Source organism: Bordetella sp. 15P40C-2 (assembly GCF_009763235.1).
Classification (GTDB): Bacteria; Pseudomonadota; Gammaproteobacteria; order Burkholderiales; family Burkholderiaceae_B; genus Bordetella_A.
In genome coordinates, this window is sequence record NZ_WSJA01000020.1 from 91690 (window position 1) to 116243 (window position 24554).

The 24554-nt window shown below is 57.9% G+C and carries 22 protein-coding genes; 10 read left to right on the plus strand and 12 right to left on the minus strand.

Annotation, left to right across the window (positions count from 1 at the left end; translation table 11 throughout):
* Positions 1-1058: 1058 nt before the first annotated feature.
* Positions 1059-1697, plus strand: coding sequence for a DNA-binding protein (locus tag GOQ25_RS09340; protein ID WP_160350193.1), 639 nt, complete (start codon positions 1059-1061; stop codon positions 1695-1697).
* A 103-nt stretch (positions 1698-1800) separates the two neighbouring features.
* Here GOQ25_RS09340 and GOQ25_RS09345 read toward each other — a convergent pair whose 3' ends face one another.
* The 8 genes from GOQ25_RS09345 to traD all read right to left on the minus strand — a co-directional run bounded on the left by GOQ25_RS09345 (position 1801) and on the right by traD (position 8717).
* Positions 1801-2112: a hypothetical protein gene (locus GOQ25_RS09345; RefSeq protein WP_101193039.1), complete on the minus strand. Its 312-nt coding sequence runs from the start codon at positions 2110-2112 to the stop codon at positions 1801-1803.
* Between the two features lie 14 nt (positions 2113-2126).
* Complete coding sequence (locus GOQ25_RS09350) at positions 2127-3245, minus strand: M23 family metallopeptidase (RefSeq protein WP_236844536.1); 1119 nt, start codon at positions 3243-3245, stop codon at positions 2127-2129.
* A 2-nt stretch (positions 3246-3247) separates the two neighbouring features.
* Positions 3248-3775, minus strand: coding sequence for a hypothetical protein (locus tag GOQ25_RS09355; RefSeq protein ID WP_160350195.1), 528 nt, complete (start codon positions 3773-3775; stop codon positions 3248-3250).
* A complete protein-coding gene (locus GOQ25_RS09360; RefSeq protein WP_160350196.1) occupies positions 3768-3956 on the minus strand; it encodes a hypothetical protein in 189 nt (62 codons plus the stop codon). Before GOQ25_RS09360 ends, GOQ25_RS09355 begins: the two co-directional genes overlap by 8 nt.
* A 225-nt stretch (positions 3957-4181) precedes the next feature.
* Positions 4182-4787, minus strand: coding sequence for a hypothetical protein (locus GOQ25_RS09370; RefSeq protein WP_160350198.1), 606 nt, complete (start codon positions 4785-4787; stop codon positions 4182-4184).
* Between the two features lie 123 nt (positions 4788-4910).
* Entirely contained in the window at positions 4911-5360 is a 450-nt protein-coding gene (locus GOQ25_RS09375; protein WP_015060243.1) for a hypothetical protein, read from the minus strand.
* Positions 5361-5364: 4 nt separating this feature from the next.
* Positions 5365-8241, minus strand: coding sequence for a DotA/TraY family protein (locus GOQ25_RS09380; protein WP_160350199.1), 2877 nt, complete (start codon positions 8239-8241; stop codon positions 5365-5367).
* Positions 8241-8717, minus strand: a complete 477-nt coding sequence (traD, locus tag GOQ25_RS19535) for a conjugal transfer protein TraD (protein ID WP_160350200.1) — start codon at positions 8715-8717, stop codon at positions 8241-8243. The genes GOQ25_RS09380 and traD overlap by 1 nt, the downstream gene beginning before the upstream one ends.
* Before the next feature lie 536 nt (positions 8718-9253).
* Here traD and mobQ point away from each other — a divergent pair.
* From mobQ to GOQ25_RS09430, 9 genes are all read left to right on the plus strand, one after another.
* Positions 9254-10468, plus strand: coding sequence for a MobQ family relaxase (gene mobQ / locus GOQ25_RS09390; protein WP_160350201.1), 1215 nt, complete (start codon positions 9254-9256; stop codon positions 10466-10468).
* Positions 10469-10692: 224 nt separating this feature from the next.
* On the plus strand, positions 10693-11028 hold the full coding sequence (locus GOQ25_RS09395) for a hypothetical protein (protein WP_160350202.1): 336 nt from the start codon (positions 10693-10695) through the stop codon (positions 11026-11028).
* Complete coding sequence (locus GOQ25_RS09400; protein WP_160350203.1) at positions 11025-11462, plus strand: hypothetical protein; 438 nt, start codon at positions 11025-11027, stop codon at positions 11460-11462. The genes GOQ25_RS09395 and GOQ25_RS09400 overlap by 4 nt, the downstream gene beginning before the upstream one ends.
* An 8-nt stretch (positions 11463-11470) precedes the next feature.
* Complete coding sequence (locus GOQ25_RS09405) at positions 11471-11707, plus strand: hypothetical protein (RefSeq protein ID WP_202109387.1); 237 nt, start codon at positions 11471-11473, stop codon at positions 11705-11707.
* A complete protein-coding gene (locus tag GOQ25_RS09410; RefSeq protein WP_160350204.1) occupies positions 11704-12012 on the plus strand; it encodes a hypothetical protein in 309 nt (102 codons plus the stop codon). Before GOQ25_RS09405 ends, GOQ25_RS09410 begins: the two co-directional genes overlap by 4 nt.
* Before the next feature lie 161 nt (positions 12013-12173).
* Positions 12174-12779, plus strand: coding sequence for a recombinase family protein (locus GOQ25_RS09415; RefSeq protein ID WP_160350205.1), 606 nt, complete (start codon positions 12174-12176; stop codon positions 12777-12779).
* Positions 12776-17563, plus strand: coding sequence for a type ISP restriction/modification enzyme (locus GOQ25_RS09420; RefSeq protein WP_160350206.1), 4788 nt, complete (start codon positions 12776-12778; stop codon positions 17561-17563). The genes GOQ25_RS09415 and GOQ25_RS09420 overlap by 4 nt, the downstream gene beginning before the upstream one ends.
* Complete coding sequence (locus GOQ25_RS09425; protein WP_160350207.1) at positions 17560-18822, plus strand: SIR2 family protein; 1263 nt, start codon at positions 17560-17562, stop codon at positions 18820-18822. The genes GOQ25_RS09420 and GOQ25_RS09425 overlap by 4 nt, the downstream gene beginning before the upstream one ends.
* On the plus strand, positions 18815-20530 hold the full coding sequence (locus tag GOQ25_RS09430) for an ATP-binding protein (protein ID WP_160350208.1): 1716 nt from the start codon (positions 18815-18817) through the stop codon (positions 20528-20530). Before GOQ25_RS09425 ends, GOQ25_RS09430 begins: the two co-directional genes overlap by 8 nt.
* Positions 20531-20566: 36 nt before the next feature.
* On the opposite strand, the gene GOQ25_RS09435 is transcribed toward GOQ25_RS09430, so the two are convergent.
* From GOQ25_RS09435 to ychF, 4 genes are all read right to left on the minus strand, one after another.
* Positions 20567-21100: a hypothetical protein gene (locus GOQ25_RS09435; RefSeq protein ID WP_202109388.1), complete on the minus strand. Its 534-nt coding sequence runs from the start codon at positions 21098-21100 to the stop codon at positions 20567-20569.
* 84 nt (positions 21101-21184) lie between these two features.
* Positions 21185-21889: a hypothetical protein gene (locus GOQ25_RS09440; protein ID WP_160350210.1), complete on the minus strand. Its 705-nt coding sequence runs from the start codon at positions 21887-21889 to the stop codon at positions 21185-21187.
* Positions 21876-23063: an integrase arm-type DNA-binding domain-containing protein gene (locus GOQ25_RS09445; RefSeq protein WP_160350211.1), complete on the minus strand. Its 1188-nt coding sequence runs from the start codon at positions 23061-23063 to the stop codon at positions 21876-21878. Before GOQ25_RS09445 ends, GOQ25_RS09440 begins: the two co-directional genes overlap by 14 nt.
* A gap of 221 nt (positions 23064-23284) precedes the next feature.
* The gene (gene ychF / locus GOQ25_RS09450; protein WP_160350212.1) at positions 23285-24376 is read right to left on the minus strand and encodes a redox-regulated ATPase YchF; all 1092 of its coding nucleotides are present in this window, start codon (positions 24374-24376) and stop codon (positions 23285-23287) included.
* Between the last annotated feature and the right edge of the window lie 178 nt (positions 24377-24554).

Genomic DNA, 24554 nt, shown 5'->3' on the forward strand with positions numbered 1-24554 from the left:
CGTGACAGATGACCCATGTCGGTTTTGCAGTTCATGGGTCATCTGTCACGGTTTCGAGCTGATTACCCAGTGATCTTGCGGCTCTTGATGGGGCGTCTGTGGATAACTGCTCGACCGCCATCAGCATGTCTGAAAAAACGTGGATTTTCGTGACAGATGACCCATGAAATTTTGGGCCGGCAGAAATTTTGAAACTCAAAAGCGTGACAAATGACCCATAAAAGCGTGACAGATGACCCATGAAAACGTGACAGATGGCCCATCTCACACAGATCAAATGTCATCGCAACCTATTGTTTTAAATGAAAATTTAACTTCACCAGCAAAGCCGCTAACCTTCTTTTTAACCATTTCTTTAACCAGAAGAAGCCTTCGCTCCCTCCGGTCGCTGCGCGTCAGCCCGTGGATAACGGCAAGCCGTTACCCACCGGCCTCCTTGCGGCTACTCGTCATTCAAAGAATGACAGAGGCTACTTGGCGTCGGCTGTTTTCAATATGCCTCCGGCGGCCCTGCCGGGGGCCACTCGCCGCCGTGAGGCTCGGGGAGCAGGGGTGGCGGGCTGCGCCCTTCGTCCCTGCCCCCACTCGCACAGGCTGTCCGCTACGGTTCAGCGTCAAGGGGCCGTGTCCTCGCTTCGCTGCGGGCCGCACCAACCCCTTGACCCTGCCCCTTCGCAGGAATCCTTCAGCAAACACCCAGAATCGCTCTGTGCGGCGTTTTCTCGTGGCGGGCCATGCTCCCATTGCCTGCACGTAATGGCTCACTACAGGCCGTTTCTGGCTGTTTTCCAGTCGAGCCGGTCGGCAAGGCGGGAATGCGCAGCTTTCCGCGCTTGTCGGCTAGCCGACAACGAGCGCAGCGAGGCGTCAGCAAGTAGCCCCTGTCATTCTTTGAATGACGAGTAGCCGCAAGGAGGCCGGTGGGTAACGGCTTGCCGTTATCCACGGGCTGACGCGCAGCGACCGGAGGGAGCGAAGGCTGTTTCCTCTTGCCCCTTCATCGCTGTTACGTTATCATAACGTAACACGTTACGGTGTTACTATGAAAGGAACCAGTCATGCAACAGGTCGTCACCCAGCAGGCGGTCGATGCCGCCGCTGATGCCATCGTCGCCGCAGGCGGCAAGCCCACCTTCCGGCTGGTCCAGCAGCGCGTCGGCGGGTCATTCACCACGCTCAAGCCGATGCTTGCCGACTGGGAGGCTCGGCGCGAGAAAGGCGAAGAGGTTGCCGTGGAGGTGCCGGATGCCCTGCTCGCTCGCGGGGCTGACCTTGTGCGCACCATATACGCTGAGGTGGCCCTGCAAGCGCGGGTGGAGTCTGAGGCTGTGCGCAAGGATGCTGAGGCTCGTGTGGGTGCGATGAAAAGCGAACTGAGCGAGGCAACTGAGGAAATCGCCCGACTGGAAGCGCAGGATGCCGCCCGTGCTGATGAGCTTGCCGCCTTGCGAGAGGCAAATCGGGCGCTGGAGTTGAAGGTTGGCCGTCTGGAGGAACGTGCCGAGCACGCGACGCGCATGGAGGTTGAGCTTCGCGAGACTCGCTCTGCTCTTGCCAAGGCCGAGCAGCAGGTGATCGACCTGCAAGGCCAGCTTGCCAAGGCTGGCGATGTTCAGCGGCAGCTTGCCAGCCTGGAAGAGCGGCTGGCTGCGGCAGGCATTGCGCCGAAGGGGGCCAAAAAGGGTCGGGGTGAGTGATGCGTGCAGCAGCCCAGCCAGCCTGGTGGGCGCGTGAGGCTGCCGACAACGAAGCGGCGGCTGTTGCTGCCGCCGCTATCATGAAAGCCCAGCAGGGGTAGGCTTACTGCCCCTCCATGACTTCCTGCTCGATCCGCATCTGGAGCATCGAGATGTACGCCAGCAGCGTGATTTTTTCGACGAGATCAAATCGGTCGCAACAGATGACCAGTTCCTCGCGGCGGTACTCCCGTTGTCGTCGGCAACTGGATGGAATCAGCACGATCCTAGGCTCCGGCCTGCGCTTTCTGGGCGCGAACGGCAGCATTTCCAGAATCACGCCAGGGCAAGATCGCATCGCCTGGACAAACCTCTGACGCTCTTCTCGCTCTGTGCAGAGGCGCTGCATTACGTCAGGGTGCAGAAACACAAACATGTTGCTTCCCTCCACTATTGAATGCTGCGCAACACGCCGCCGCGCTGCGCCCGATCATGTGCTGCGGCAGCCTGCTTGCGCAGCCGCTCGGTCTTCTGTGATGTGTAGATAGCCAGCAGGGCTTCTACGCGCTCCTTCTTCCGGTAGATCGCTTCGGCCATGTAGTTGCTGACGCCTACTGCGCGGTTGAAATCTACCCAGAGTGCCCGGCTGGATACCTTGGTGATGTTGTTGTTCCATTCGGCGTCGCTGAACCGACGCCCCGCCTCTGTCAGTAGCATTTCGTGAGTGGACATCGTGTCGTAACCGCCAATCGGCGCGGTCGGCAGCGTGCCGTAGCCGTCCTTGTCAGACAGCCACTCGGCAGGCGACTTGCCCTCGGCGGCGGCCAGCGCCGCGTCCGCATTCGCCGCCGCGACTTGTGCTGGCTCGAACTTGACGTTCGGAGCCACGCCGCCCGGAGGGACGTTGCCGAACAGGATGGCGTGCTGCTCCTTGGTGTCCTTGCCCAGAATCGGGTAGTGCTGCGGATTGCCGTCTTGGATCGGGAAAGTCGCGCAGAAATACGGTGCCGGGTCAGTCTTCCAGCCGATGCCCTGCTGCTGGTTGAATGCGAACGGAAGCTGGGCTGGATTGAAGGTGCCTTTGGCCGCATCCTGAGTGAAAGCCTTGGCACGGGCTTCATCCTTCTGCGCCGTGCCGTAGGTGAAGTGCAGGTGCTTCACCATCTTGTCGCTGGGCGTGTTGCCGGACAGGCCGATGTACTGCCCTGCCTTGACCTCCATGCCCTTCTTCAACCCCGTGGCAAAGCCGCTCATGTGGTAGTACGCCACCACGTCGCCATTGCTGCGCTCGATGAGGATCGCGTTGCCCGCCGAGCGCCGGTTGCCGATGAAGGTGATCTTGCCGTCCGTGGTGGCGTACAGGGGCTGCGATGCGCCGCTGGTCGAGAAATCCAGACCATCGTGCATGTGCGGCTTCTGGTTGGCGCTGCCGAAGTTCCCCGCACCGCCGCCCCTGAATTTGCCGAAGCGCCCGGAGACGGTCTGTTTCTCGGTTGGCGACACCATGCAGGTATCGGCCAGTGCCGGAGTCACGGCCACCAGTGCGGCCAGAGCAAGCAGCTTGTGCATGGTCATGGCTCCCGGTACTCGTTTTCGTGGGCGGCGTAGCTGCCGTCGATGGTGCAGGTCAGTTGCACCGATTCTGGGCCAAATGGCTGATCGGCCATCAGGCTGCCCATCGAGGTTTTGCGGTTGGGGAACGATTGGCCCTTGTTCAGCTTGGCAGCCTTGGCGACTTCGGCGAGCGTCCTGCCACGGATGTGCGAGGTGTAACTGTGGCCCAGTTCGCCGCTGCCATCATCGACCCAGACCTCGATCTCGGCCACAGGCAGGCCGAACACGTTGAATCCGCTGGGCGGCGTCAGCCGGTAGTGCTGTTCCTCGCCAGCCGGTTTGCGCGGCAGCATGGCACGGGAGGCAGGATGGTCGGGCAGGTCTTCGCGGCACTCCAGCGCGGCCTGCAGCATCGGGCCAGCCACGGCCCAGAGTGCTGCGTTGGGTGCGGCTGGCTCGTTGTCGAGCAGCGGGACGGGCATCTGGGCGCAGACGATGCTGGAAAACGCCACCGCAGTAATTGTGATGAGGTGCTTGCTACGCATGGGCATGGCTCCTGATGTCGATGTTGTGATGCGACCTGATGCGCATGGGCTTGGTGGGCTTGGGGTCAGGCTGCTGCTTGGCCTGCCGGTCGAGCCACAGATCGACCAGCTCGCCGATGACCTGGTCGTGCTCGCGCAGCCACGACACGCGCAGAACGAGATAGTTGTCAGCGGTTTTCATGGTTGGGCCTCACTAGGTAGCGGTACACAAGCCAGATCAACGGTGTCAGGTAGAGGATGGGGACAGCTATGGCGAGGGTGATCGTTCCGACCTGGGCAGCAGGAGGGCCATTCATCAGCGCATCGCGCTCGACGAACAAGGCGAGACATGTCCCGAGTACGCAGCAGATGTTGGTGACACGCTCGCGGCCAAGGCGAAGTAGGAGGGAGTGGATCATCTGGGCCATCACTGAATCCCCCGAACCCAAAGCATGTCGCGGACGTAGCGGCCAAACGCGCCCTCCACGAACAGCGTGCCGGAGCGCACTTGCCATGCACGATAGCTCCAGCGGATCGCGTGGATCGAGAACGGCAGACACATGGACAGCACGCTCAGAACAACCATCAGTGGAGCGCCTACAGCCAGTTGCCATGCGGCCATCAAGAAGACAAGCGCGACAACGATCCAATAGCCTCTTGATTTGAGCAGGTGGCTACGGATCAGCTTGCTGCGCTCCTGATCCTCAAGGAAGGCCAGTCGTTGCTTGCCTCGAACCTCCATGCGTGCATCGACAATGCGGCGGATTTCGGCAGGGTCTTCTGGGGCTAGTACGCCAAATCCGCAACGTGCGGAGCACTCCCACGGGTAAAGCGCGGTGTCGTCAGCCTGCGCGTTGGTTGGTCGGTGCATGACTCCACGCCCACATTCAGGACATCGAGGATTCCGCAGGGTATGCCAAAGGTCACGGATGAAACCGTGATTCCGCTTGAGCTGCCCCCAGCCCAAAATGGATAGCGGCATTGAAACGAAAGTGAATTTCGCAGCTTTCTTTGCTCCGTTCAGGATACTCATGCGTGTGCCCTCCGGTAGTTTTTACGCCGTTTGCGCTGGGCCAGCACGGTGTCCGCGACAGCCAGAAGGATGGCCAGCACTGTGGTTGGAACGGTGGTGTCGATCATGTTCATCTGGCCTCCTTTACGGGCTGGGAGAGTCGTTTTCGTGGTGGTGCTGCTGCTGTTTCGCCAGCGCCAGTGAGTGCTCGAACCATTGCTGCATGAGGTGAGCAATGTCGCTTTCACGAGCAAGCAGTGCTGGGTCGGTGTGCGGCACAGCGCGAATCGCGCCGGGGGCTTTGGGGCCCGCCTTCATAAGCCGGTTGACCTCCTTCGCGTAGATGTCGGTCGCCATGAGGCGATGCTGCTCAGGAGCTGCCTTCAATGCGGCCAGCGCGGAATATGCGATGACGGAAAGGGCATTGAGTGCATAGGCCAGTTCGCGCTGCTCGCGGAGTGCTGCGTCGAATTGAGGCTGCACATGAGCGATGGCATCGTTCCAGCCTTCGTCGTAGCCTTGGCGAAGTCCGTGTGCTTTACCTACGGCCAGACCGTGCGACTCGGCAACGAACGCATCAGCAGATTTGTACATACATTCACTCCTTTTCTGTGTCGCCGTTATCGGTTGGGGGAGGGGAGTAGCGGCTGTCATACGACTGGTCAATGCTTCCTGAATCGCCAATGACGCCTTCACTCCCGGTGCTGACGGTTTCGCCGCGCAGCGACGCCTTGTAGGCTGCGATGCGTGCGTCTGCTCCTTCGGAGTAGGCTGCTTTGCCTTCGGCGAGAGCCGTGCGACCGGACGCGACGTAATCATTGGCGGAGGCGGTCGCGGCACTGCCAAATCCAGTAACGGCGGCTGCGCCTGCACCAACCAGACCTGCTCGGGCACGTTGCCCAAGGCTTGCGCCGCTATCTGCTGCATCTCGGAATGCAGTGACTCCGGCGCTGCCGGTTGAGATCGCAGCATCAGCGGCGCGGCCTACACTCCGGGCGGTTGCCCCCAAGGTGCCAGTGACGGCCCGACCTAAGCCAACGCCAGCGGCGTCACTGACCTTTTCACGTCCAGAGCGAGTATCTGACTGTGGTGTGGGTGCAGTGGTATCGGGCGCTGACGGGGCAACGCCTTGGTCGCCTGCACTTAGCAGCGCCCGCTTGGTTGTTGTGTTGCCGCGCCCACCGCCGCCATTGCCCGTGGGCGGCGTGCCGCCGTTGCCACCACCGGGGAGCAGTTCTCCGCCGCCATTCCCGCTGATACGGCGTGATGCTCCGCTACCGCCAGAGGGCAGGGCACCACGGGATGCGGCCTGCTCCATTCCGCGACGTGCTTCGCCTACCGCCTGAGTTTCGCCGAGGTCGCTCACACCAGCGCCGATCCAACGCAGCACATGATCCGGCAGGATTTGCGGCAGGCCGAACGTCATGTAGAGCACGGGCAGGAGTGTCAGCCCGAACACCATGAACCACCATGCAAACGAAAGGAACGAGCTGATTGCGCCAACCGTGCCGGTCGATGTGACCACGGCACCGCGCATTGCAAAGAAACCCTTGGCAATGAAGTCGATGATCGGATCGCTGACGAGCATGGCGGCGAACAGGCCGACTACGGCCAGCGCCGGGCGGGCGAACAGCGACAGCAGCAGCAGGTAGCCTTGCGATTGGCTGCCGACAAAAGTGCGGTCAGGTGTCATGTGCATGACCGCCCACAGGGGCGCAGCAATGATCGACTGGAGCACCGCCAGAATCCAGCCGACCACCACTGTCATGAAAATTACGTAGGGCAGGCTGGGCAGAAAAACGCCAAAGTAGAAGGCCATCGGTTCGATGTACGAGGCCATCATGGCAAGCTGCTTGACGGGCACCTCGATCACCCAATCCCAGATCGGCGTCACAACCTTGTCGAGATCGAGGCCGGTGCCGACGCCTTTGACGGATGAGAGCGTGCCAGCGACGACGCGCAACGCGGTCGCTCCCGTCTTGATCGCCACATCTGCCGCGCCGATCCCGGCGCGGGCAACCGCGAGGTAGTCACCGACGCACTTCATGCGGTTGAGAGAGCCTCCCATCTGGCCAGCGGTGCCGCAGAGAGGTGTGGTGCCAGAGGTGTTCGCGCCGGTCGCCATCTCGACCATGCTTTCCATCAAGCTGTTGATCCAGAGGCTCACCTTGGCGTCGAAATCGGCGTTAATCGAGCCGATGTTGATGTCGGACTGAGCGTCCTTGGGGATTACGCTGGTGAGGTCGCCGGGGCCGCTGGTCGGAGCCTTGTAATTTCCCTTCGCTTCCGACTTTTTGCTGATGGCCTCAGTTACCGTTGTCACCGATCCGATAAGTCGGCTGGCCGCTGCATCAGCGGGCAGTGCGGACAGCGACGGGGCAGAGACAGAGCCAACCGACTCCGATGTGATGGCTGTGATGCGCCCACGTACTTCTCCGACGCGCTGATACCAGCCTCCAGACATCGCCCAGCCTTCATCCGTCAGTGACGTGGCGAGCGATTGGAATCCTGATTTCACACCAGTTGTGTCACTCAGTGCAGCCATGAGGGCCGCTGCTACTTGAGTTTCCGCGGCATTCACCAGTTCGTTGAACGTTGCTGAATCCACGTTTGACCAATCACCCGAGATGTCATTCGGCCATGTGTTTACCCATGCCTCCAGATCGCCCATGAGTTTGGTAGCGGCCTGAATCTTGGCGTTCTGCGCCGCCACTCGGAGCTGCTCCAGAGCTGCTTCAATCCCGGTTGTGTCTTTTGCGGGCTGGGCGGCGTACTGGCTGATGCTGACAGTGCCGCACAGCGGTTCTCCGCCACCCAAATTTGTCGTGGCGTTCCGATCCTTGATCTGGAAGAGATATTCGGTACGCCCGCCATTCGTGGTGGTCTTGTCGGCGCTGGGTGCCGCACTGACCTGTGCCCCCGGGTAAATCTGGTTTGCAGCGCGGGCGCAATACGAAGCGGCGAGGTACTGCTTACCGAAATCGCGTAACCCATAGAAGCTCCCCGGATCATTGACTCCTTGCACGACTCCATCAGGATTCAGCACGCCAATCGCCATCCCGGTCTTGTAAGTGCCGTTGGCAAAGCCTACCCCCCACAGCGCAAACATCAGCACAACAAGCTGGATGAAGCTGAAGCCGCTAGCCGTGGGCAGCAGTACGGCCCCGCCTGCCACGATCCGCACGGGTGTCCACAGCGATGACCAATTGCGTCCCATCACTTCGCCATCGTTGGCTGTGTTCAGCGTTCCCATGACTGCGACGTAGCTGACGATGAGCGTGCCCACGATCAGGATGCCGCTATTAAAGAAGCCCATCATGGTCGCGATGACGTTGCTCGCGGCGCTGACGGTATCCGGGTCGGCTCCCGTGACCAGCGCGTCAATCACCGGGCCGAAGATGCTGCGCAGCATATCGACGCTGTGATCGGTGCAATTCGCTGCGTCATCGCACGGAGAAAACGGCATCTGTGCCATTAATGTGCTCCTTGCTGATAACGGTTTTCCTGGGCAAGCACGACCGCCGGACCGAACTCCACGTCATCGTCGTCATCGTCGTCGCCAGTGGATTTGCGGCGCTTGCGTGCGGCAGCACGCTCAGCCAGCACCTGATCGCCACGGCGCTTGTACTTTTCGAATACCGCGCTGGGCCAAGTACCGTCGCGGTCACGCTGTTCCGCCGCTTCCAGCATCAGACCCAGCACGAAACCGGGATCGGCTTCCAACAGTCCGGCAATCTGCGCCAGACCGCCCACCGCATATTTGCGCTGGTTGATGTAGGTTCGCCTTGCCGCCTTCTGCGCCCGGCGCTGGGCCTCTTTCAGCTCTTCCAGCCGTTTTTGCTGCCGCGCCACCGTGGCTGCCAGCGCAGCTATTTCCCGCTCTCGCTGTTCTGCCAGTTCGTTGGCTGGGCGGCGTCCCCGTCCTCGCTTCTGTTCCTCTTTCTGCTGCACGTTCGTTCTGCTCCATGTGGCATGTCTCAGACCGAACTATCTGCACAAAATACAGCATAGTCAATGGTCTGCCAGACACCTTGAAAGTTAGGTTGTCCATGTTTTTTGAGTCTTACACCGAGGTACTCAAGACTGTTTTTTCATTATTTTCAAATAGTTATTTTTCTTTGTAGATCAAATAGATACATGGACTATTGTCCATATATGGATGGCAATAAATTTTCTCTGCTCGTAGCTTGCGAGCAACTGCGGACGTGCCGCCATCTAGTTTTCAACTTGCGGCCATGCTGCCAATAAATACTATTTTTTGAGGACAAAAACGCGCCTTTGGCGGTATCATTTGCGTGTGTGTTGTGCGCCTCGCGTGGGGCCAAGATGGTGGTGGTTTTCATCTGTTGCGCCTGCCGCAACAGCGCAGTTACGCATCGCTACGCGACGCCTGCGCAATGGGCTGCGCCCCTTGACCCCCTTCAAGCTGCTTTCAATGGGGGACGCGGTGCCAACAGGTTTTCAATGAGGGTGGCGGCATGTACCGGATGGAGCTGAACTACATCAGCCGCGACGGCGGCAAGAAAGGCAAACAGCGGGATGCCGCCAAACAAGGCCACGGCTTTTCGGCCACAGCCGCCGCTGCTTACCGCAGTGGCGGCATCGTCACTGACCACCGCACCGGTGAAGTGCATGACTACACGCGCAAGCGCAGGATCGGCCACACGGAGATCGTTGTGCCGCCCGGAGCGCCGTCCTGGGCCAGCCACCGCGAGGCACTGTGGAATGCAGTCGAAGCCGCCGAGGCGCGGAAGGATGCACGGCTGGCACATGAGTTCATCGTGGCGTTGCCATATGGACTCACGAAGGAGCAGGAAATCGAGATGGTGCGCGACCTTGCTCAAAGCATTGCTGACCGGCACGGCCTGCCTGTGGACTTCGCAATCCACAAGGACGACCCGAAGAAGTGGGACGGATCAGTGAAGGGGATTGTCGGCAGTCACGCACATCTTTTGATGCCGACACGAGAACTGACGCCAGAGGGTTTCTCGAAGGTCAAGGGGCGCGAGTTCATTGACCGGAAATTGGGGCCGAAAACACTCCGCTACTGGCGCGAACAATGGGCCTTGATCGGCAACACGCATATGGAGCGGGCAGGACTGGGTGAGCGATGGGATCACCGCACCCTCTCAGTACAGCGCGAAGACGCACTGGAACGGGGAGATTTGGCCGCTGCCGAAGAACTCGACCGCCTGCCCGGTGTACACATCGGAGCGGCTGCCACGGCGCTGGAGCGCCAAGGGATCGACACGTACTGGGGCAACCTGAACCGGATCATCCTCGCCAAGAATGCGGAGCGCAGATTGGGGCACGAGCGCAAACGCATTGAAGAGTCGATGGCCGCGCTGGAGCACCGTCTAGCGGAACTGCGGGCCGCGCAAGAGGCTGACGCCACTCAGCCGGAGCCCAGCGATGATGATCCTCGCTGGGCGGCGTTTGAACGCACCTTCATGCACGCAGCTCAGTTCGAGCACGACCTCAGCTTGACCGTTCTGGCCGCACCGCTTGCCGGACTCAAAGCACGTTTCGCGGCGTACATGGATACCGCTGCGGAGCAAGGCATGACGCCGGAAATGTTCGCTCAAGCCTGCGCAAAAGGCATGGCCGAACAGGAGCGGCGGGCTATGCAGGAACAGGCGGCGAGGGATGCCGATCCCCAACCGCCACAAGAGGACTCCCCTGTTGCCACTCCCGTGCCATGATGCCACCGGCAATGGTGGCAACAGTGTGGAAAGACGGTGGCAGCATGGTGTCAATGATGACGGTAACAAGGTGGTGACATGGTGGAACGATGGTGGCGGGATATTGGTAAGACAGTGACGGCACTGTGGTGGCTGTGTGTGCGGATGGTGGTAATAACGTGGCACTTCACCACAATGCAGCCACATTCCCGCCACCATCCCATGCCGATTCGGGAGGGGTGCGCATGAAAGTCTGGGCATTCGATGAGAACCGGGCCGACTTCGTAGATGCTGCGCCGGAGCGGCTGAACGCTGATCCGGCTGGGTGCTACATCATCCGGCGCGGCGATGACGTGTTCGTCCGCGAGCACGGCCAGGAACGGCCCATGCCGGAGCGGCTGACCGTAGCCGGGGTGCTGTTCGACCGGGAACAATTCGAGGATGTCTACCCCTTGCCTCTGCGAGCGGAGATGAAGCGAGACGGTCAATGGGCGCGGGCACAGTTACAGGCCCGTGACCGTGGTGAAGTCAGTCTGCCGCTGGAGCTTCCGATCTGGGTGACGAAGGGGGAGCCAGAATGATCGACCTACAGCGAGCAGCCATCAGAGCACGCCCCGCGCTTGCCGTTCTGTCCGCCGAGATTGGTGAGCCATCCCCGGATACGGTGCAGGCGATGACAATCATCGAGCAGATGCTGGGCGACATCGAAGCCGGGCGGCATCCACTCGACCGCCCCGACGACTGGCCCCAGCGTGACCGCTGGCCGGATCGTCCTCACTGGGACAGGTGGCGATGGGCGATCAAGACGCTGGCCGTTGCCAGCGGCACGACCGCCTATTGCAGCCCGAAGTATGAATACATGCGCGTCGATACCAGACAGGCGCGGTCTGATGCCCTGACCGGGGCATTGCTTGACGTTGCAGACGTGATAGAGCTGGCAAGCGTCCGAGAGCCTAGCGGCCAGTTTCGGCCTTCCGACGTGACCGGAAGTGGCCGCCCGTCACGGATAGGATGATTGCCGAGATGCCTCCGCCAATCGCGCAGCGGTTTGTGCCGACCGATCCGGCCATCATGCACTCTGTCTACACGTTGGCCGATTATCCCGTGCTGGCAGCGCTGGCAGCCGAGCGTACACAGGCCACCCGGCTTGATGGCCGAGCTTGCCGGGCCATCTACGAGGATGCACGGCAGCGCATCGACTGGCAGGCCATGCCGCCCCATGAGCGCGAGTTTGCGCAGCGGCTGGGCGTGGGGCCATGAGCACCGCCCGCGACATCGAGCGGTCGATGCTGGAGCGATGCCTCCAGATTGCCACCACGCCGGGCGATGTGCCCCGAGATCAGGCAGAGGCCAATGTCTGCCGGTTGGCCGGGATGATCGTGGACGGCAGGTATCCAGAGGCAGGCAAGCGGCTATCTGATGCGGCTACGACCTACTTTACCGACCATCCAGAGCAGCAAGTGCCGTCCGCCGAGGTCGTCCGGCGCGGCTGGATCATCAACGCTCCGCGCCTGCGCGAGCGGCTGGAACGCCTACTGGCGGGGGTTGTTGGTGTTTCATCGTAACCCGGCGAGTGTTCGGAAAACGGTAGTTTGATGAACAGTCGGCAACGGCATCGTTACATCTGGTCAAACAGCCTCTCCGTTGTTAAAATTTCCGTCAACTTTTCAAAGTCCGCCAAACATGCGTTTGCTGGACATATTCATGTGCGACGGAAGCGAACGGCATGGGGCAACGCATCGGGTACGCCCGAGTTTCGACAGATGACCAGAACCTTGACTTGCAGCTTGACGCGCTGCATCGAGCTGGCATCGCTGACGGCTGCCTGTACTCCGACACCGCCAGCGGTAAGGATGCCGAGCGCAAAGAACTAGCTGCATGCCTGAAAGCACTCCGCGAGGGCGACACCCTCGTGGTTTGGCGTCTTGACCGGCTGGGGCGCAGCCTACCCGACCTTGTGCGCATCGTCGGTGAGCTAGAAAAGAAGGGCGTCGGTTTTGAAAGCCTCACCGAAAAAATCGAAACAAGCAGTGCTGCGGGCAAGCTGGTTTTCCATGTTTTTGCCGCACTTGCCGAGTTCGAGCGCAACCTGATCCGCGAACGCACCCGAGCAGGGCTTGTGGCCGCTCGTGCCCGTGGCCGGTCGGGTGGCCGCAGGCCAAAGCTGACACCTCAGCAGATCAAAGAGATCAAGCGACTGATGACTGACCCGACCATTCCGGTCAGTCAGATCGCTGAACGCTACAAAGTATCCAGAACGACTATCTACAAGGTCGCACCACGCCGGGAATCGGAAGTGGTCGAGGCCCAGCCAGTGAAGAAGAAACCATGATCCGTGACATTCTCCAGCAATACAGGGACGAATCCGCTTTCAACCGTGACTTGGGCGACCGCTTCGAGCGGCTGATGCGGGCCTACCTCAAGCTCGACCCGCAGTACCTTGCATTGTTTGAAGATGTCTGGCTCTGGAAGGATTGGCCGCAGCGGGAAGCCCTTGGCTACAAGCTGCCGGACACCGGCATCGACCTGGTAGCGAAGCTGCGCGATGAGGATGGTTACTGCGCGATCCAGTGCAAGTTCTACGACTCCCCGATTCCGTTGGGCGATCTGGGTAACTTCTTCACACTCTCTGGCAAGGGTGGCTTTACCCAGCGCCTTATCGTGGCAACTGCGCCGCTCTCCAAGCACGCGGCGGATGCGCTGGAAGGGCAGACCATTCCGGTCGAACTGATGACCTTGGAGGACTTGGAAGCCTCCCCGATTGACTGGTCACAGTTCTCGCTGGACAAGCCCGATCAACTGCGCAAACTGCCCAAGAAAGACCCTCGCCCGCATCAGAGCGAAGCCCTGGCCAATGTCACCAAAGGCTTTCAGGCCCACGACCGTGGCAAGCTCATCATGGCCTGCGGCACGGGCAAAACCTACACCTCGCTCATCATTGCCGAGCAGATGGTAAAGCCGGGCCAGAACATCCTGTTCCTGGTGCCGTCCATCGCGCTGCTGTCGCAGACGCTACGGGCGTGGACAGCCGATGCCAGTGTGCCGTTGCGCTGCTTTGCGGTGTGCTCGGATAGCAAGGCCAGCCGCAATGAAGAAGACATGCGCATCTACGAACTGGCTTATCCGGCCACGACGAATGCAAACAAGTTGGCTGCTTCCCTCGCCGCAACGCAGGACGAAAGCGCCATCACGGTGATCTTCTCGACCTATCAGTCCATTGAAGTGGTACATCAGGCGCAGCAGAAAACCGGCATGGTGTTCGACCTGGTGGTGTGCGATGAGGCACACCGCACTGCGGGCTATACCGCTCCCGGCGAAGATCATTCCGCATTCGTGCGCGTCCATGACAACGCCTACATCAAGGCAAACAAGCGGCTTTACATGACCGCCACGCCGCGCATCTACGCCGAAGCCAGCAAGAGCAAGGCCGAAGAAAACGATGTGCAAGTGTTCTCGATGGACGATGTGGCCACCTTCGGTCCGGTGTTCCATCAGCTTCGCTTCGATGAAGCTGTCCGTTGCGATCTGTTGTCCGACTACAAGGTGCTGGTGATCGCTGTTGATGAGTTGCACGTCAGCAGGGTGCTCAACAAGCGCATCGCCGACAGCGGCGATGAACTCAAGCTGGATGACGCGGTGAAAATCGTCGGCTGCTGGAACGGCCTGGGCAAGCACGTCGCCGCTGAGGATGGCATGGATGTCAGCGTCGATCCTCAACCGATGCGCACTGCCATCGCCTTCGCGCAGTCGATCAAGCACTCCAAGCTGCTGACCGCCGAGTTCGAGCGCATTTCCGACGACCTCGGCGACCAGATCGACTATCTCCCCGCGCTGGAGGCCAAACACGTCGATGGCACCATGAACGTGGTCGAGCGCAACCAGAAGCTCTCCTGGCTCAAGGACAACATCGGCAAGGAAGAGCCGGTATGCCGCATCCTGACCAATGCCCGCTGCCTCTCCGAAGGCGTGGATGTCCCGGCACTGGACGCTGCCATTTTCCTGAACCCCCGCGATTCCGTGGTGGACGTGGTTCAGTCAGTCGGTCGCGTGATGCGCAAAGACCCGGCTGGCCGCAAGAAGTACGGCTATGTGATTTTGCCCATCGGCATTCGCAAGGACACTTCGCCCGAAACGGCACTTGATGACAACAAGAAATACCGCGTGGTCTGGCAGGTGCTCAACGCTTTGCGTGCCCACGATGACCGGCTGGACAAGCAGTTCGCCACCATTGACCTGACAGGCAAAGGCAATGGCGTGGTGAACGTCATCGGCGTGGGCGGCGGCAACGAGAAAACCGATGCCTTCGGCGGAGAGCAGCTTGGCTTTGCCTTCGATCCGGAGGAACTTGGCAAGTGGCAGGACGCCATGTTTGCCAAGATCGTCACCAAGTGCGGCAACCGCCGCTACTGGGAGGACTGGGCGAAAGACATCGCCGAGATTGCCGACCGTCACCAGATGCGCATTCGCGCCTTGCTGGAGAAACCGTATTCCAAGGGCAAGAAAGCGTTCGACGAGTTCCTCAAAGGTGTCAGGAAGAACCTCAACCCCAGCGTCAGCCAGAACGACGCCATCGAGATGCTGGCCCAGCACATCATCACCAAGCCGGTGTTCGACGCGCTGTTCGAGGGCTACGCCTTTACCAGCAAGAACCCCGTGTCGCAGTCCATGCAGAAAATCATGGACATCCTCGATGCGCAGGCGCTGGACAAGGAGCACGAGACGCTGGAGGGCTTCTATGCCAGCGTGCGCGAGCGGGCATCTGGTATCACCGACCCGAAAGGGCGGCAAAAGATCATCATCGAGCTGTACGACAAGTTCTTCAAGACCGCTTTCCCGCGCATGGTCGAACGACTGGGCATTGTCTACACGCCGGTCGAGATCGTGGACTTCATTCTGCACAGTGCCGACGCCGCCCTCCAGGCACACTTCGGCACCAGACTGGCTGACCAGAACGTCCACATCCTAGACCCCTTCACCGGCACCGGCACTTTCCCCGTGCGGCTGATCGAAACAGGGCTGATTCCGCCTGAAAAGCTGCCCTACAAGTACCGCCACGAGCTGCACGCCAACGAGATCGTGCTGCTGGCCTACTACATCGCCGCCATCAACATCGAGGAAGCCTTCCATCGCGTCACAGGACAGGAATACGAACCGTTCCCCGGCATCGTGCTCACCGACACCTTCCAGATGAATGAGCCGCAGACCGGCGATCTGGATGAAGGTTTGCCAGAAAACCACAAGCGCGCCGATCAGCAGAAGGCAAGGGATATAAGGGTGATTGTGGCAAATCCTCCATATTCTGCGAAGCAGGAAGATGCCAACGACAACAATCAAAATCTGAGCTACCCCAAGCTGGATAGTCGTATTGCAGCAACCTACGCTGTGCACTCCACCGCAACTAATAAGAATGCTCTATATGACTCTTATATCAGGGCATTCCGCTGGGCATCAGATCGGATAAAAGATGAAGGTGTGATCTGTTTTGTCACTAATGGTGGCTGGCTTGATGGAAATTCAATGGATGGCTTCCGCAAGACCTTGCAGGACGAGTTTTCTGATGTGTATGTCTTCAATCTACGGGGCAACCAGCGCACCAGTGGGGAATTATCTCGAAAAGAAGGAGGCAAGGTATTCGGGTCTGGCTCGCGCACGCCCGTAGCCATTACCCTGCTCATCAAACGCAAAGACCACCAGGGCAAGGCCGCGATCCACTACCACGATATTGGCGACTACCTCAGCCGTGAGCAAAAACTGGAAATCGTCAGCAGCTTCGGCAGTTATCAGCAGGTGCCGTGGCAAACCCTGGAGCCTAACGAGTACCACGACTGGATCAATCAGCGCAGCGGGGATTTCAGCGCCTTCGTTCCGTTCAACGATGAGCCGGATGCAATATTTGCATTCCGTTCTCGCGGTGTCGAAACCAGCCGTGACGCTTGGGTTTACAACGCAAGCAAAGCCAATCTAGAAACAAACATGCAGCGCATGATTGACTTTTACAACGATCAGCTTGCATTGCATGGGAGTATCGTTCAATCGGCGGGTTCGGCCAAGGAAAAAGAAAAGACGGCCAGCCAGTTGATTGACACAAACCCTAAGAAGATTAAGTGGACAAGAGGATTGATAGCCCACCTGAGTCGCAGTAGGAAGGGGACATTCGAACACAACAAGATTGGCAAGGCTACATACCGCCCATATTGTCAATCATGGGTCTACTACGACCAGCAGTTTAATGAATATTTCAAAGAAAAACTCTATCCATCTGCCAGCTACTCCAATATGGCAATTATTGTCCCTGGAACAGGTTCGACTAAGGATTTTAACTGCCTAATAGTAAACACAATCCCAGATCTAAATATCCAATCAGGCGGAGGCCAATGCTTCCCCCTGCACTGGTACGAAAAAGCTACGGACACCAATCCACAAGGTGGCCTTGGCTTTGGCGGCGACGATGCCAGCCTGCCCGATGCCAATGGCTACATCAAGCGTGACGGCATTACCGACGTGGCACTGGCCAACTTCCGCCAGCACTACAACGACGAGTCGATCACCAAGGAAGACATCTTCTACTACGTCTATGGCGTTCTGCATTCGCCGGAATACCGCGAGCAGTATGCCGCCGACCTCAAGAAGGTGCTGCCCCGCATTCCCTATGCGCCGGACTTCAAGGCATTCAGCCAGGCGGGGCGCAAGCTCGCCGACCTGCATCTAAACTACGAAACGGTGGAGCCGTGGCCAGTGCAGGAGGATGCCAAGCCCAAGGGCGATCTGAATGACCTGGCTTACTACCGCGTCGAGAAGATGCGCTTTGCTTCGCTGGGTGGCAGAAACAAGGACAAGAGCGTCATCGTCTTCAACAGCCGCATTACCCTGCGCGGTATCCCGCTGCAAGCCTACGACTATGTGGTCAACGGCAAGAGCGCCATCGAGTGGGTCATGGAACGCTATCAGGTCTCGGCCGACAAGGATAGCGGCATCAAGGATGATCCCAATGACTGGTGCCGCGAGCACAACGACCCGGCCTACATCCTCAATCTCGTCAAGCGTGTTATTCGGGTGAGCATGGAGACCAATCAGATTGTCGACTCGCTGCCGTCATTGCTGAAGGATAAATCATGAACACCAAGAGCAAACCTGTTTCCGAAAATCCGACTGCGCATCAGCCTCTGCGCAGCTTTCGTGAGCCAAGAGCAACGGAATGGCATAAGTTAGATGCAACGGAACAGGATTCTCTTTCGGACGATGAGAGCAAACAGGCCAAATCAAGGGCGGAGCATGCTCGTGAGAGGCTAGAACAGACGCTTTTAGCCGCGCTGAAGATGGAACATGTCATGATATTGGCAGGTTCCGGGTGTTCCTATGGAGTCGTCGGCAGTAACGGTTCCAAAGGGCCGTCTATGACGGAACTGTGGAATACAGTCGTTGGCAGCGAGGCCACAGAGTCAGCAAAGAAGGTGGCAGGCCGCGTTCAATACAACATTGAAAATAAAGATATAGAAGCATTTCTTTCCCAAATTGAAGGCTGGCTTTCGTTGATGGGAGATGACACTGAGGTTTCTGCATTTCTCAAAACCGCAAAACAAAAAATTCTGGAGAAATGCGGCGGATTCATTGAAGGAGCACCTCTAACTGCCCACAAATCCTTTCTGCATCGCCTGTCTCGCCGAAGAGTGAGAGATCAGAGGTTAAAGGTTTTTACCACAAACTACGATCTTTGTTTTGAGCGTGCAGCCGCCGAGCTTGGATGCATCCCCATCGACGGATTCTCTTTCTCCAATCCCCGCCATTATGACCCCCGTTTTTTTGACTACGATATTATTCGCAGAACTCGATCAGGCGACAAGCAAAGCACATATCTAGAAGGCGTTTTCCAATTATACAAACTGCATGGGTCAGTCAATTGGGAAAAGCAAAACAACGGAACAATCAAGGAAGCCCAGCAGCCTGATCCAGAGCGTGCTTGCCTGATCTATCCGGCCAGCGGAAAATACCAGAAGAGCTACGATCAACCATATCTTGAATCAATCTCACAGTATTTGGCAGCAATACGTGAGCCAAACACTTGCGTATTGGTCGTGGGCTTCGGATTTAATGATGACCATTTGTCTCAACCACTTCTATCTTCCGTTCAATCCAACCCTCACTTGCGAGTAATTATTGTCGATCCATCACTCCAAGATAAAGCAGAGAACGAAGGCCAAGCCAATCGCTTTCACAAAGCGTTATTCGAAGCATCCGAAAGTGGTGAGGATGTATGGTTTATTAACGCTACTTTTGACCAATTCGCCGAATTAATTCCAGACCTGAAATCATTAACTCCGCCAGAGCGGCTATTCCTCGCTGTTCAAGGAACTCAGAAAGGCGCGGGACATGATTAACTTAGATGATGAATTTCCTAAAGGCTTGCTTAGGCCAGAACTCTTTCTGGGAGTTGCCTCTTCCATTTCGGCCAGGAGCGTCTCTGTTAATCTAAGCTCCGCAGGTCAGCCCAGCGGCTCTCATTATTCTGGTGGGCGATATGGTCGCGGGGAGGTTGGGGAATTCATCTTAATAGAAGGTCAGCAAAATATTCTGTTAGGCCGCATCACCGAGGTGAAACTCCGGGAACCGGAAAGACGCAGTATTCGCTCTGACTATGTTGGTCGAGAGGAATTGGATGCCATTGGTCAGATCCAGCTTCTTGGTTGTATCTCTATGCATGACCTTCGCGTTACAGCAGGAGTTGATGCCTACCCTCGTTTAGGTGATCGCATTTATGCTGCGCCACACCGTTACATCTCGTTGCTACCCCTTTTGATGGAAAGAAAAGGAGAAGAGCCTGCAATTACCTTGGAACTCGGACATATCGACCCCGCAGGAGAAAGTAAGGTTTTCGTTAAGCCAGAGAAGTTATTTGGACGCCATTGCGCAATTCTGGGGGCAACGGGTGGTGGAAAAAGCTGGACTACGGCAAAAATCATTGAGGAGTGTATAAAACATCAAGCAAAAATAATTCTGCTTGATGCCACGGGGGAGTACCATGGTTTCAGTGGTGAGCTAATAAAAAACTGCCATCTTGGATCGGTAGTGTCAAAGGCGGAAAATTCTGAAGAGTGCTCGCTACCTCCCTCTAGCTTCGTCGAGTCGGATTTTATTGCCTTGTTTGAGCCATCCGGGAAAATTCAGGGGCCTAAATTAAGAGCGGCAATTGAGAGCTTAAGACTGGTTCAAATTGATGCAAGTTTGGCGAATGATGGAATTCTCGTTAAAGAACACAAAGAAAAATTGCCAATATTAAGAGCATTGGCGAAGCATGCAGATAAAGTGCAGAATCCTAGTCAGCCTTTCAATGTCAAGCTATTGCCAAGGCAGCTCATTGCCGAGTGCGTACAAGATTATGGCGATGCCAATTGGAAGGGGCGAAACGATCAGGAAGTGGGTTGGTGCGCAGCATTGATTGCAAGGATTAACAATATATTTAAATCCCCTGTCTTTGATTGCGTTTTTTCGGCTAACGCTAGACCATCTGTAACCAGCAAGATTGATGAATTCCTATCTGATAATCACAGGCTTTTGCGCATATGCCTCAGCGGTATCGGCCATGAATTTAAAGCCAGGGAAATTATTGCGAACACAATTGGAAGATTTCTACTTGGCAAGGCAAGAGCCGGAGGCTTTCGCGATACACCGGTAATTGTTATTGTGGATGAGGCGCATAATTTTCTGGGAAGATATGCTGGAGCAGAAGATCATCTGGCGAAATTGGATTCTTTTGAAATCATCGCCAAAGAGGGGCGCAAGTATGGCTTAAACATATGTTTAGCAACGCAGCGCCCCAGAGATATTACCGAAGGGGTGTTAAGTCAGATGGGCACCCTCATCGTCCATCGTCTTACCAATGAGCAAGACCGACAAGTGGTTGAGCGGGCATGTGGAGAAATTGATCGGGCGGCATCGGCCTTTCTCCCAAATTTACGTCCAGGTGAAGCAGCTATTATTGGCGTTGATTTTCCGATCCCCTTGACCATTCAGATACAAAAACCGGTAACCAAGCCGCAATCGGAAGGGCCAAACTATCAGAAGAAGTGGGCTATAAAACCATCCTAGTATGGCAGGCAGTTATCTTGTATGTCCGTTAGTAAATCAACGGGCTTTGGGAACAAAATCCGGTAGCGCCGCCATCCGCTCATACATCTCTTCCTGCTCGGCAGCCAGCGTCGGATCATCGTAGGGGCTGGCGACCAGATCCTCCGGCGTCGGTGTTTCGCTCTTCGACGGACGCCCTCGTGCTCGGCTTGGTCTCGGGTGTCCTGCCTTCTCCAACGCCTTCGCCAGCACATCTAGGGCATCCCAAATCCGCTCGGGCCGGACTGGCTTCACTCCGGCAGCCAGTGCTTTTGCCGCCCATCCCATGTGTTCGGCAGCGTGCAGCAAGTGGCTTTTTTGCTTGTACTCAGCAAACTGCCGGTCTCTCTCGGCCATCCATTCCCTGAACTCTTCACGCTCGGCGTCAGTCAGGATGGCGTCAATGTCAGGTGGCAGTGACGTTGCCCAGCGATCCACAGTCCCTAGCACAATCTGCTTGGAACGCTTTTTCTCATGGTCATAGGCGTAGCGTAGCAGGGAGATTGATTTTCCCTGTCGTGTGTTTCCGCTTTTATCGCGGTAAGTCTGCACACGTATATGCATCGAAATTGCGCTTCTCTATATGCGTATTTTTTAGATGATAGTTCTAGCGAAAGGCTTGGGGAAGCCTTTTCGCTACTCCACCAGCTTGATGCCGTTGAACTCAGGCATTTCACGCAGGAAAAGTCGGAAGTCCTCAGCATCCCCCGCCGTAACTGGTATTCCCCCTTCTGAAAACACCACCTTTTCTTCGTCAGGATCGGTCAGTATCTGAAAGCCCAGCTTGACGATGGCGGCGGCTGTGCCCCAATGCAGCTTCTTCGCATCGGCTTCCAGCATGGCGAACATCACGCAGCGCATGGCTGTCGTCACATTGCGCTCATCCACATCCCAGTCATTGCGCGTATTAAACGGGATTCCGAACATGGAAAGCGTGTTGGCAATGCTTTTCGCCGTCCGCCGTTTCCGCAGCCGCACGATGTCCGCTTGTTCGCCCTTGATGACGCGGGCCAGCGCATCGGCGTCATTGGACAGCTCTTCCAGGGCGAGCAGGCGGGTTGAAAGCGGGATGGTCTGGCTGTAGTTGAAGTCCAGGCTGGCGGCGTCCTTCGCATCAAGACGACCCAGCGCAGCCCGCAGCCGACGCGCATCGGACGCGGCCTTTTCAAGCGCCCGGATACGCGATGTATCAGGCGGGGTATCGGTGATGCTCCAGCCATTCGCCAGCCACCGGAAAAGCAGCTTTTTGTGGTCATGTGGCAGTTTCCTGACCGACTCACAGCGCAGGATGTCCTTCACCAGTGCGAAGCGGAACTGACGCCGCTCATCAGCCTTTGTCATTGGCTGCCTCCCGCTTCCAGATTTCGAGCTTGTCTGCCCATGCCTGCATCATGTCTCGCCGCTCTTCGAGGTAGGTGGCATGGTTGTAGGTGCGACGCACCGAGTTAGGTTCCGCATGGGCAAGCTGCGCCTCAATGGCATCCGGGCGATAGCCCATCTCGTTCAGCCGGGTGCTGCCCGTGGTTCTGGTGCCATGCGGGCTGTAGGTGCCGCTCCAGCCCAGCACCTTGAGCGCCTGCCGGATCGAATGCACAGACATCGGTCTGTTGCGGTCATCCCTGCCGGGGAAGATGTGCGTCCGGTCGCCACTGATGGCGTGCAGGCGACGCAACATCTCTATGGCCTGCGTTGGCAGCGGCACAACATGCTCGCGGCGGGCTTTCATGCGCCGGGCTGGGATCGTCCAAAGCGCCGCATCGAGATCGAATTCAGCCCATTCCGCCTCTGCTGCTTCGCTGGGACGCGCCAGTGTCCACCACATCAACTGGATGCAGAAATTGACCTGATAGCCGCAGCGGTGGTTGTCGAAGTCGTTGAGCAGCTTGCCGATCTGCGCGGTGGTCAGCGCCGTCTTGTGTTGCGTCTTGTTGGCGGGCAACGCCTTGCGGACGGGCCAGACAGGATCGTTGTCTGCCCGCAAGGTGGCAACGGCCAACTCGAAGATGCCGGACATGGTGCGTTTGGCTTCGGCGGCGACGGTCGGCGCACCGCGCTTCACAGTCTTGGTGAGGATGTCGAGGACATGCGCCGGGGTGATGTCGCGCACCGGGAGCTTGCCGATGCTGGGGAAGACCACTCGCTCCAGCATGTCCAGGCGGCGTTTCTTGGTGATGTCCTCCCAGTCCCGCAGAGCCAGCCACTCTTTGGCGACGGTCTCGAAGGTATTGGCGGAATCCTCTTCGCGCTTGAGGCGCTCAAGCTGCCGGTGCTGGACGGGGTTGATGCCCTGCTTGACCAGCTTCCGCGCTTCCTCGCACTTGTCCCGCGCTTCGGCAAGGCTGACGGCGGGGTAGTCGCCCAGCGCGAACCACGATCCCTTGCCGCCCAGCTTGAAGCGGTAGCGCCAAGCCTTGACCCCATTGGGTTTCACTTCGAGGTAAAGGCCGCGAAAGTCATTCAGGCGGTAGAGCTGCTCCTTCGGTTTGGCAGCACGGCAGTGGGCATCTGTAAGCACGGTGTCACGGGATCAGCAATAAGGAACGACAGAAGGATCATATACACCTTCTGTCACCCCGTCCAATCTTCGTATACACCAGCGTAGTCACTTTACGCGAGCAAGGCCGGGCAATGTCATGCAATCCATGGAAACGAAAAACCCCGGAATTTCTGGGGTTCTAGCGCTGCTTCCTGGGTTCTAAGCAATCTTGTGAAATGCTGAGAAATGGCTCTCTAGGGTCAGGCGTTGAACAAGAAATTCATCACATCGCCATCCTGCACGATGTACTCCTTGCCTTCCGCGCGCATCTTGCCGGCTTCTTTCGCGCCGGTTTCACCCTTATAGGCGATGAAATCGTCAAACGAGATCGTTTGCGCGCGAATAAAACCGCGTTCGAAATCGGTGTGGATCACGCCAGCAGCTTGCGGGGCGGTCGCGCCCACCTTGACCGTCCAGGCGCGCACTTCTTTCACGCCAGCGGTGAAATAGGTCTGCAGACCCAACAAGCGATAGCCCGCACGGATCAAGCGATCCAGGCCCGGCTCTTCCATGCCCATATCGGCCAGGAACGCGGCTTTGTCAGCGTCGTCCAGCTCGGCAATTTCGGCTTCGATGGCGGCGCAAATCGCCACCACCGGCGCGTTCTGCGAATTGGCATACTCGACCAAGCGATCCAACAGCGGATTGTTCTCAAAGCCGTCGTCGCTGACGTTGGCCACGAACATCGCAGGCTTGGCCGTGATGAAACCAAACGATTTCAACGAGAACATCTCATCGGCATCCAAGCCCAGCGCCCGGATGGGCTGACCTGCGTCGAGTTGCTTCTGGCAGCGCTCCAACAAGGCCACGAGCTTTGCGGCTTCCTTGTCGCCAGAGCGAGCCAGCTTGTTGTTGCGATGGACGGCTTTCTCGATGGTCTGCAAATCGGCAAGCGCCAGCTCGGTCGAGATCACCTCGATATCGGAGATGGGATCGACCTTACCCGCCACGTGAATCACGTTGGGGTCTTCAAAACAGCGCACCACGTTGACGATGGCATCCGTCTCGCGAATGTGCGAGAGAAACTGATTGCCCAGACCTTCACCCTGACTCGCGCCCGCCACCAGACCGGCGATGTCCACGAATTCCACTACAGCGGGCACCACGCGCTCGGGCTTGACGATCTCGGCCAACTGGGCCAGACGCGGGTCCGGCACCTCGACCACGCCAACATTGGGCTCGATCGTGCAGAACGGGTAGTTCTCGGCGGCGATACCCGCCTTGGTCAGCGCATTGAAAAGAGTCGATTTGCCAACATTAGGCAGGCCGACGATGCCACATTGCAGAGCCATGGAATTCCTTGATGTCCCGGCACAATCGAACCCGAATCGGGTGCGAGGATCTACCTACTCGCAAACGCTCGCCATGCGGACCACGCCAGACATGAAGAAACGCGAATTGGCAGTAGCCCCGCTGTGCCTGTTTTATTTAGAAAATAAAGTCGATTGTAGCCGCCCGCGCGGCCGGCGC

What these genes read in the sequence shown, in the direction of transcription:
- GOQ25_RS09340 (WP_160350193.1), top strand. Translation starts at nt 1,059, where the DNA reads ATGCAACAGGTCGTCACCCAGCAGGCGGTCGATGCCGCCGCTGATGCC.
- GOQ25_RS09345 (WP_101193039.1), bottom strand. Translation starts at nt 2,112, where the DNA reads ATGTTTGTGTTTCTGCACCCTGACGTAATGCAGCGCCTCTGCACAGAG.
- GOQ25_RS09350 (WP_236844536.1), bottom strand. Translation starts at nt 3,245, where the DNA reads ATGCACAAGCTGCTTGCTCTGGCCGCACTGGTGGCCGTGACTCCGGCA.
- GOQ25_RS09355 (WP_160350195.1), bottom strand. Translation starts at nt 3,775, where the DNA reads ATGCGTAGCAAGCACCTCATCACAATTACTGCGGTGGCGTTTTCCAGC.
- GOQ25_RS09360 (WP_160350196.1), bottom strand. Translation starts at nt 3,956, where the DNA reads ATGAAAACCGCTGACAACTATCTCGTTCTGCGCGTGTCGTGGCTGCGC.
- GOQ25_RS09370 (WP_160350198.1), bottom strand. Translation starts at nt 4,787, where the DNA reads ATGAGTATCCTGAACGGAGCAAAGAAAGCTGCGAAATTCACTTTCGTT.
- GOQ25_RS09375 (WP_015060243.1), bottom strand. Translation starts at nt 5,360, where the DNA reads ATGTACAAATCTGCTGATGCGTTCGTTGCCGAGTCGCACGGTCTGGCC.
- GOQ25_RS09380 (WP_160350199.1), bottom strand. Translation starts at nt 8,241, where the DNA reads ATGGCACAGATGCCGTTTTCTCCGTGCGATGACGCAGCGAATTGCACC.
- mobQ (WP_160350201.1), top strand. Translation starts at nt 9,254, where the DNA reads ATGGAGCTGAACTACATCAGCCGCGACGGCGGCAAGAAAGGCAAACAG.
- GOQ25_RS09395 (WP_160350202.1), top strand. Translation starts at nt 10,693, where the DNA reads ATGAAAGTCTGGGCATTCGATGAGAACCGGGCCGACTTCGTAGATGCT.
- GOQ25_RS09400 (WP_160350203.1), top strand. Translation starts at nt 11,025, where the DNA reads ATGATCGACCTACAGCGAGCAGCCATCAGAGCACGCCCCGCGCTTGCC.
- GOQ25_RS09405 (WP_202109387.1), top strand. Translation starts at nt 11,471, where the DNA reads ATGCCTCCGCCAATCGCGCAGCGGTTTGTGCCGACCGATCCGGCCATC.
- GOQ25_RS09410 (WP_160350204.1), top strand. Translation starts at nt 11,704, where the DNA reads ATGAGCACCGCCCGCGACATCGAGCGGTCGATGCTGGAGCGATGCCTC.
- GOQ25_RS09415 (WP_160350205.1), top strand. Translation starts at nt 12,174, where the DNA reads ATGGGGCAACGCATCGGGTACGCCCGAGTTTCGACAGATGACCAGAAC.
- GOQ25_RS09420 (WP_160350206.1), top strand. Translation starts at nt 12,776, where the DNA reads ATGATCCGTGACATTCTCCAGCAATACAGGGACGAATCCGCTTTCAAC.
- GOQ25_RS09425 (WP_160350207.1), top strand. Translation starts at nt 17,560, where the DNA reads ATGAACACCAAGAGCAAACCTGTTTCCGAAAATCCGACTGCGCATCAG.
- GOQ25_RS09430 (WP_160350208.1), top strand. Translation starts at nt 18,815, where the DNA reads ATGATTAACTTAGATGATGAATTTCCTAAAGGCTTGCTTAGGCCAGAA.
- GOQ25_RS09440 (WP_160350210.1), bottom strand. Translation starts at nt 21,889, where the DNA reads ATGACAAAGGCTGATGAGCGGCGTCAGTTCCGCTTCGCACTGGTGAAG.
- ychF (WP_160350212.1), bottom strand. Translation starts at nt 24,376, where the DNA reads ATGGCTCTGCAATGTGGCATCGTCGGCCTGCCTAATGTTGGCAAATCG.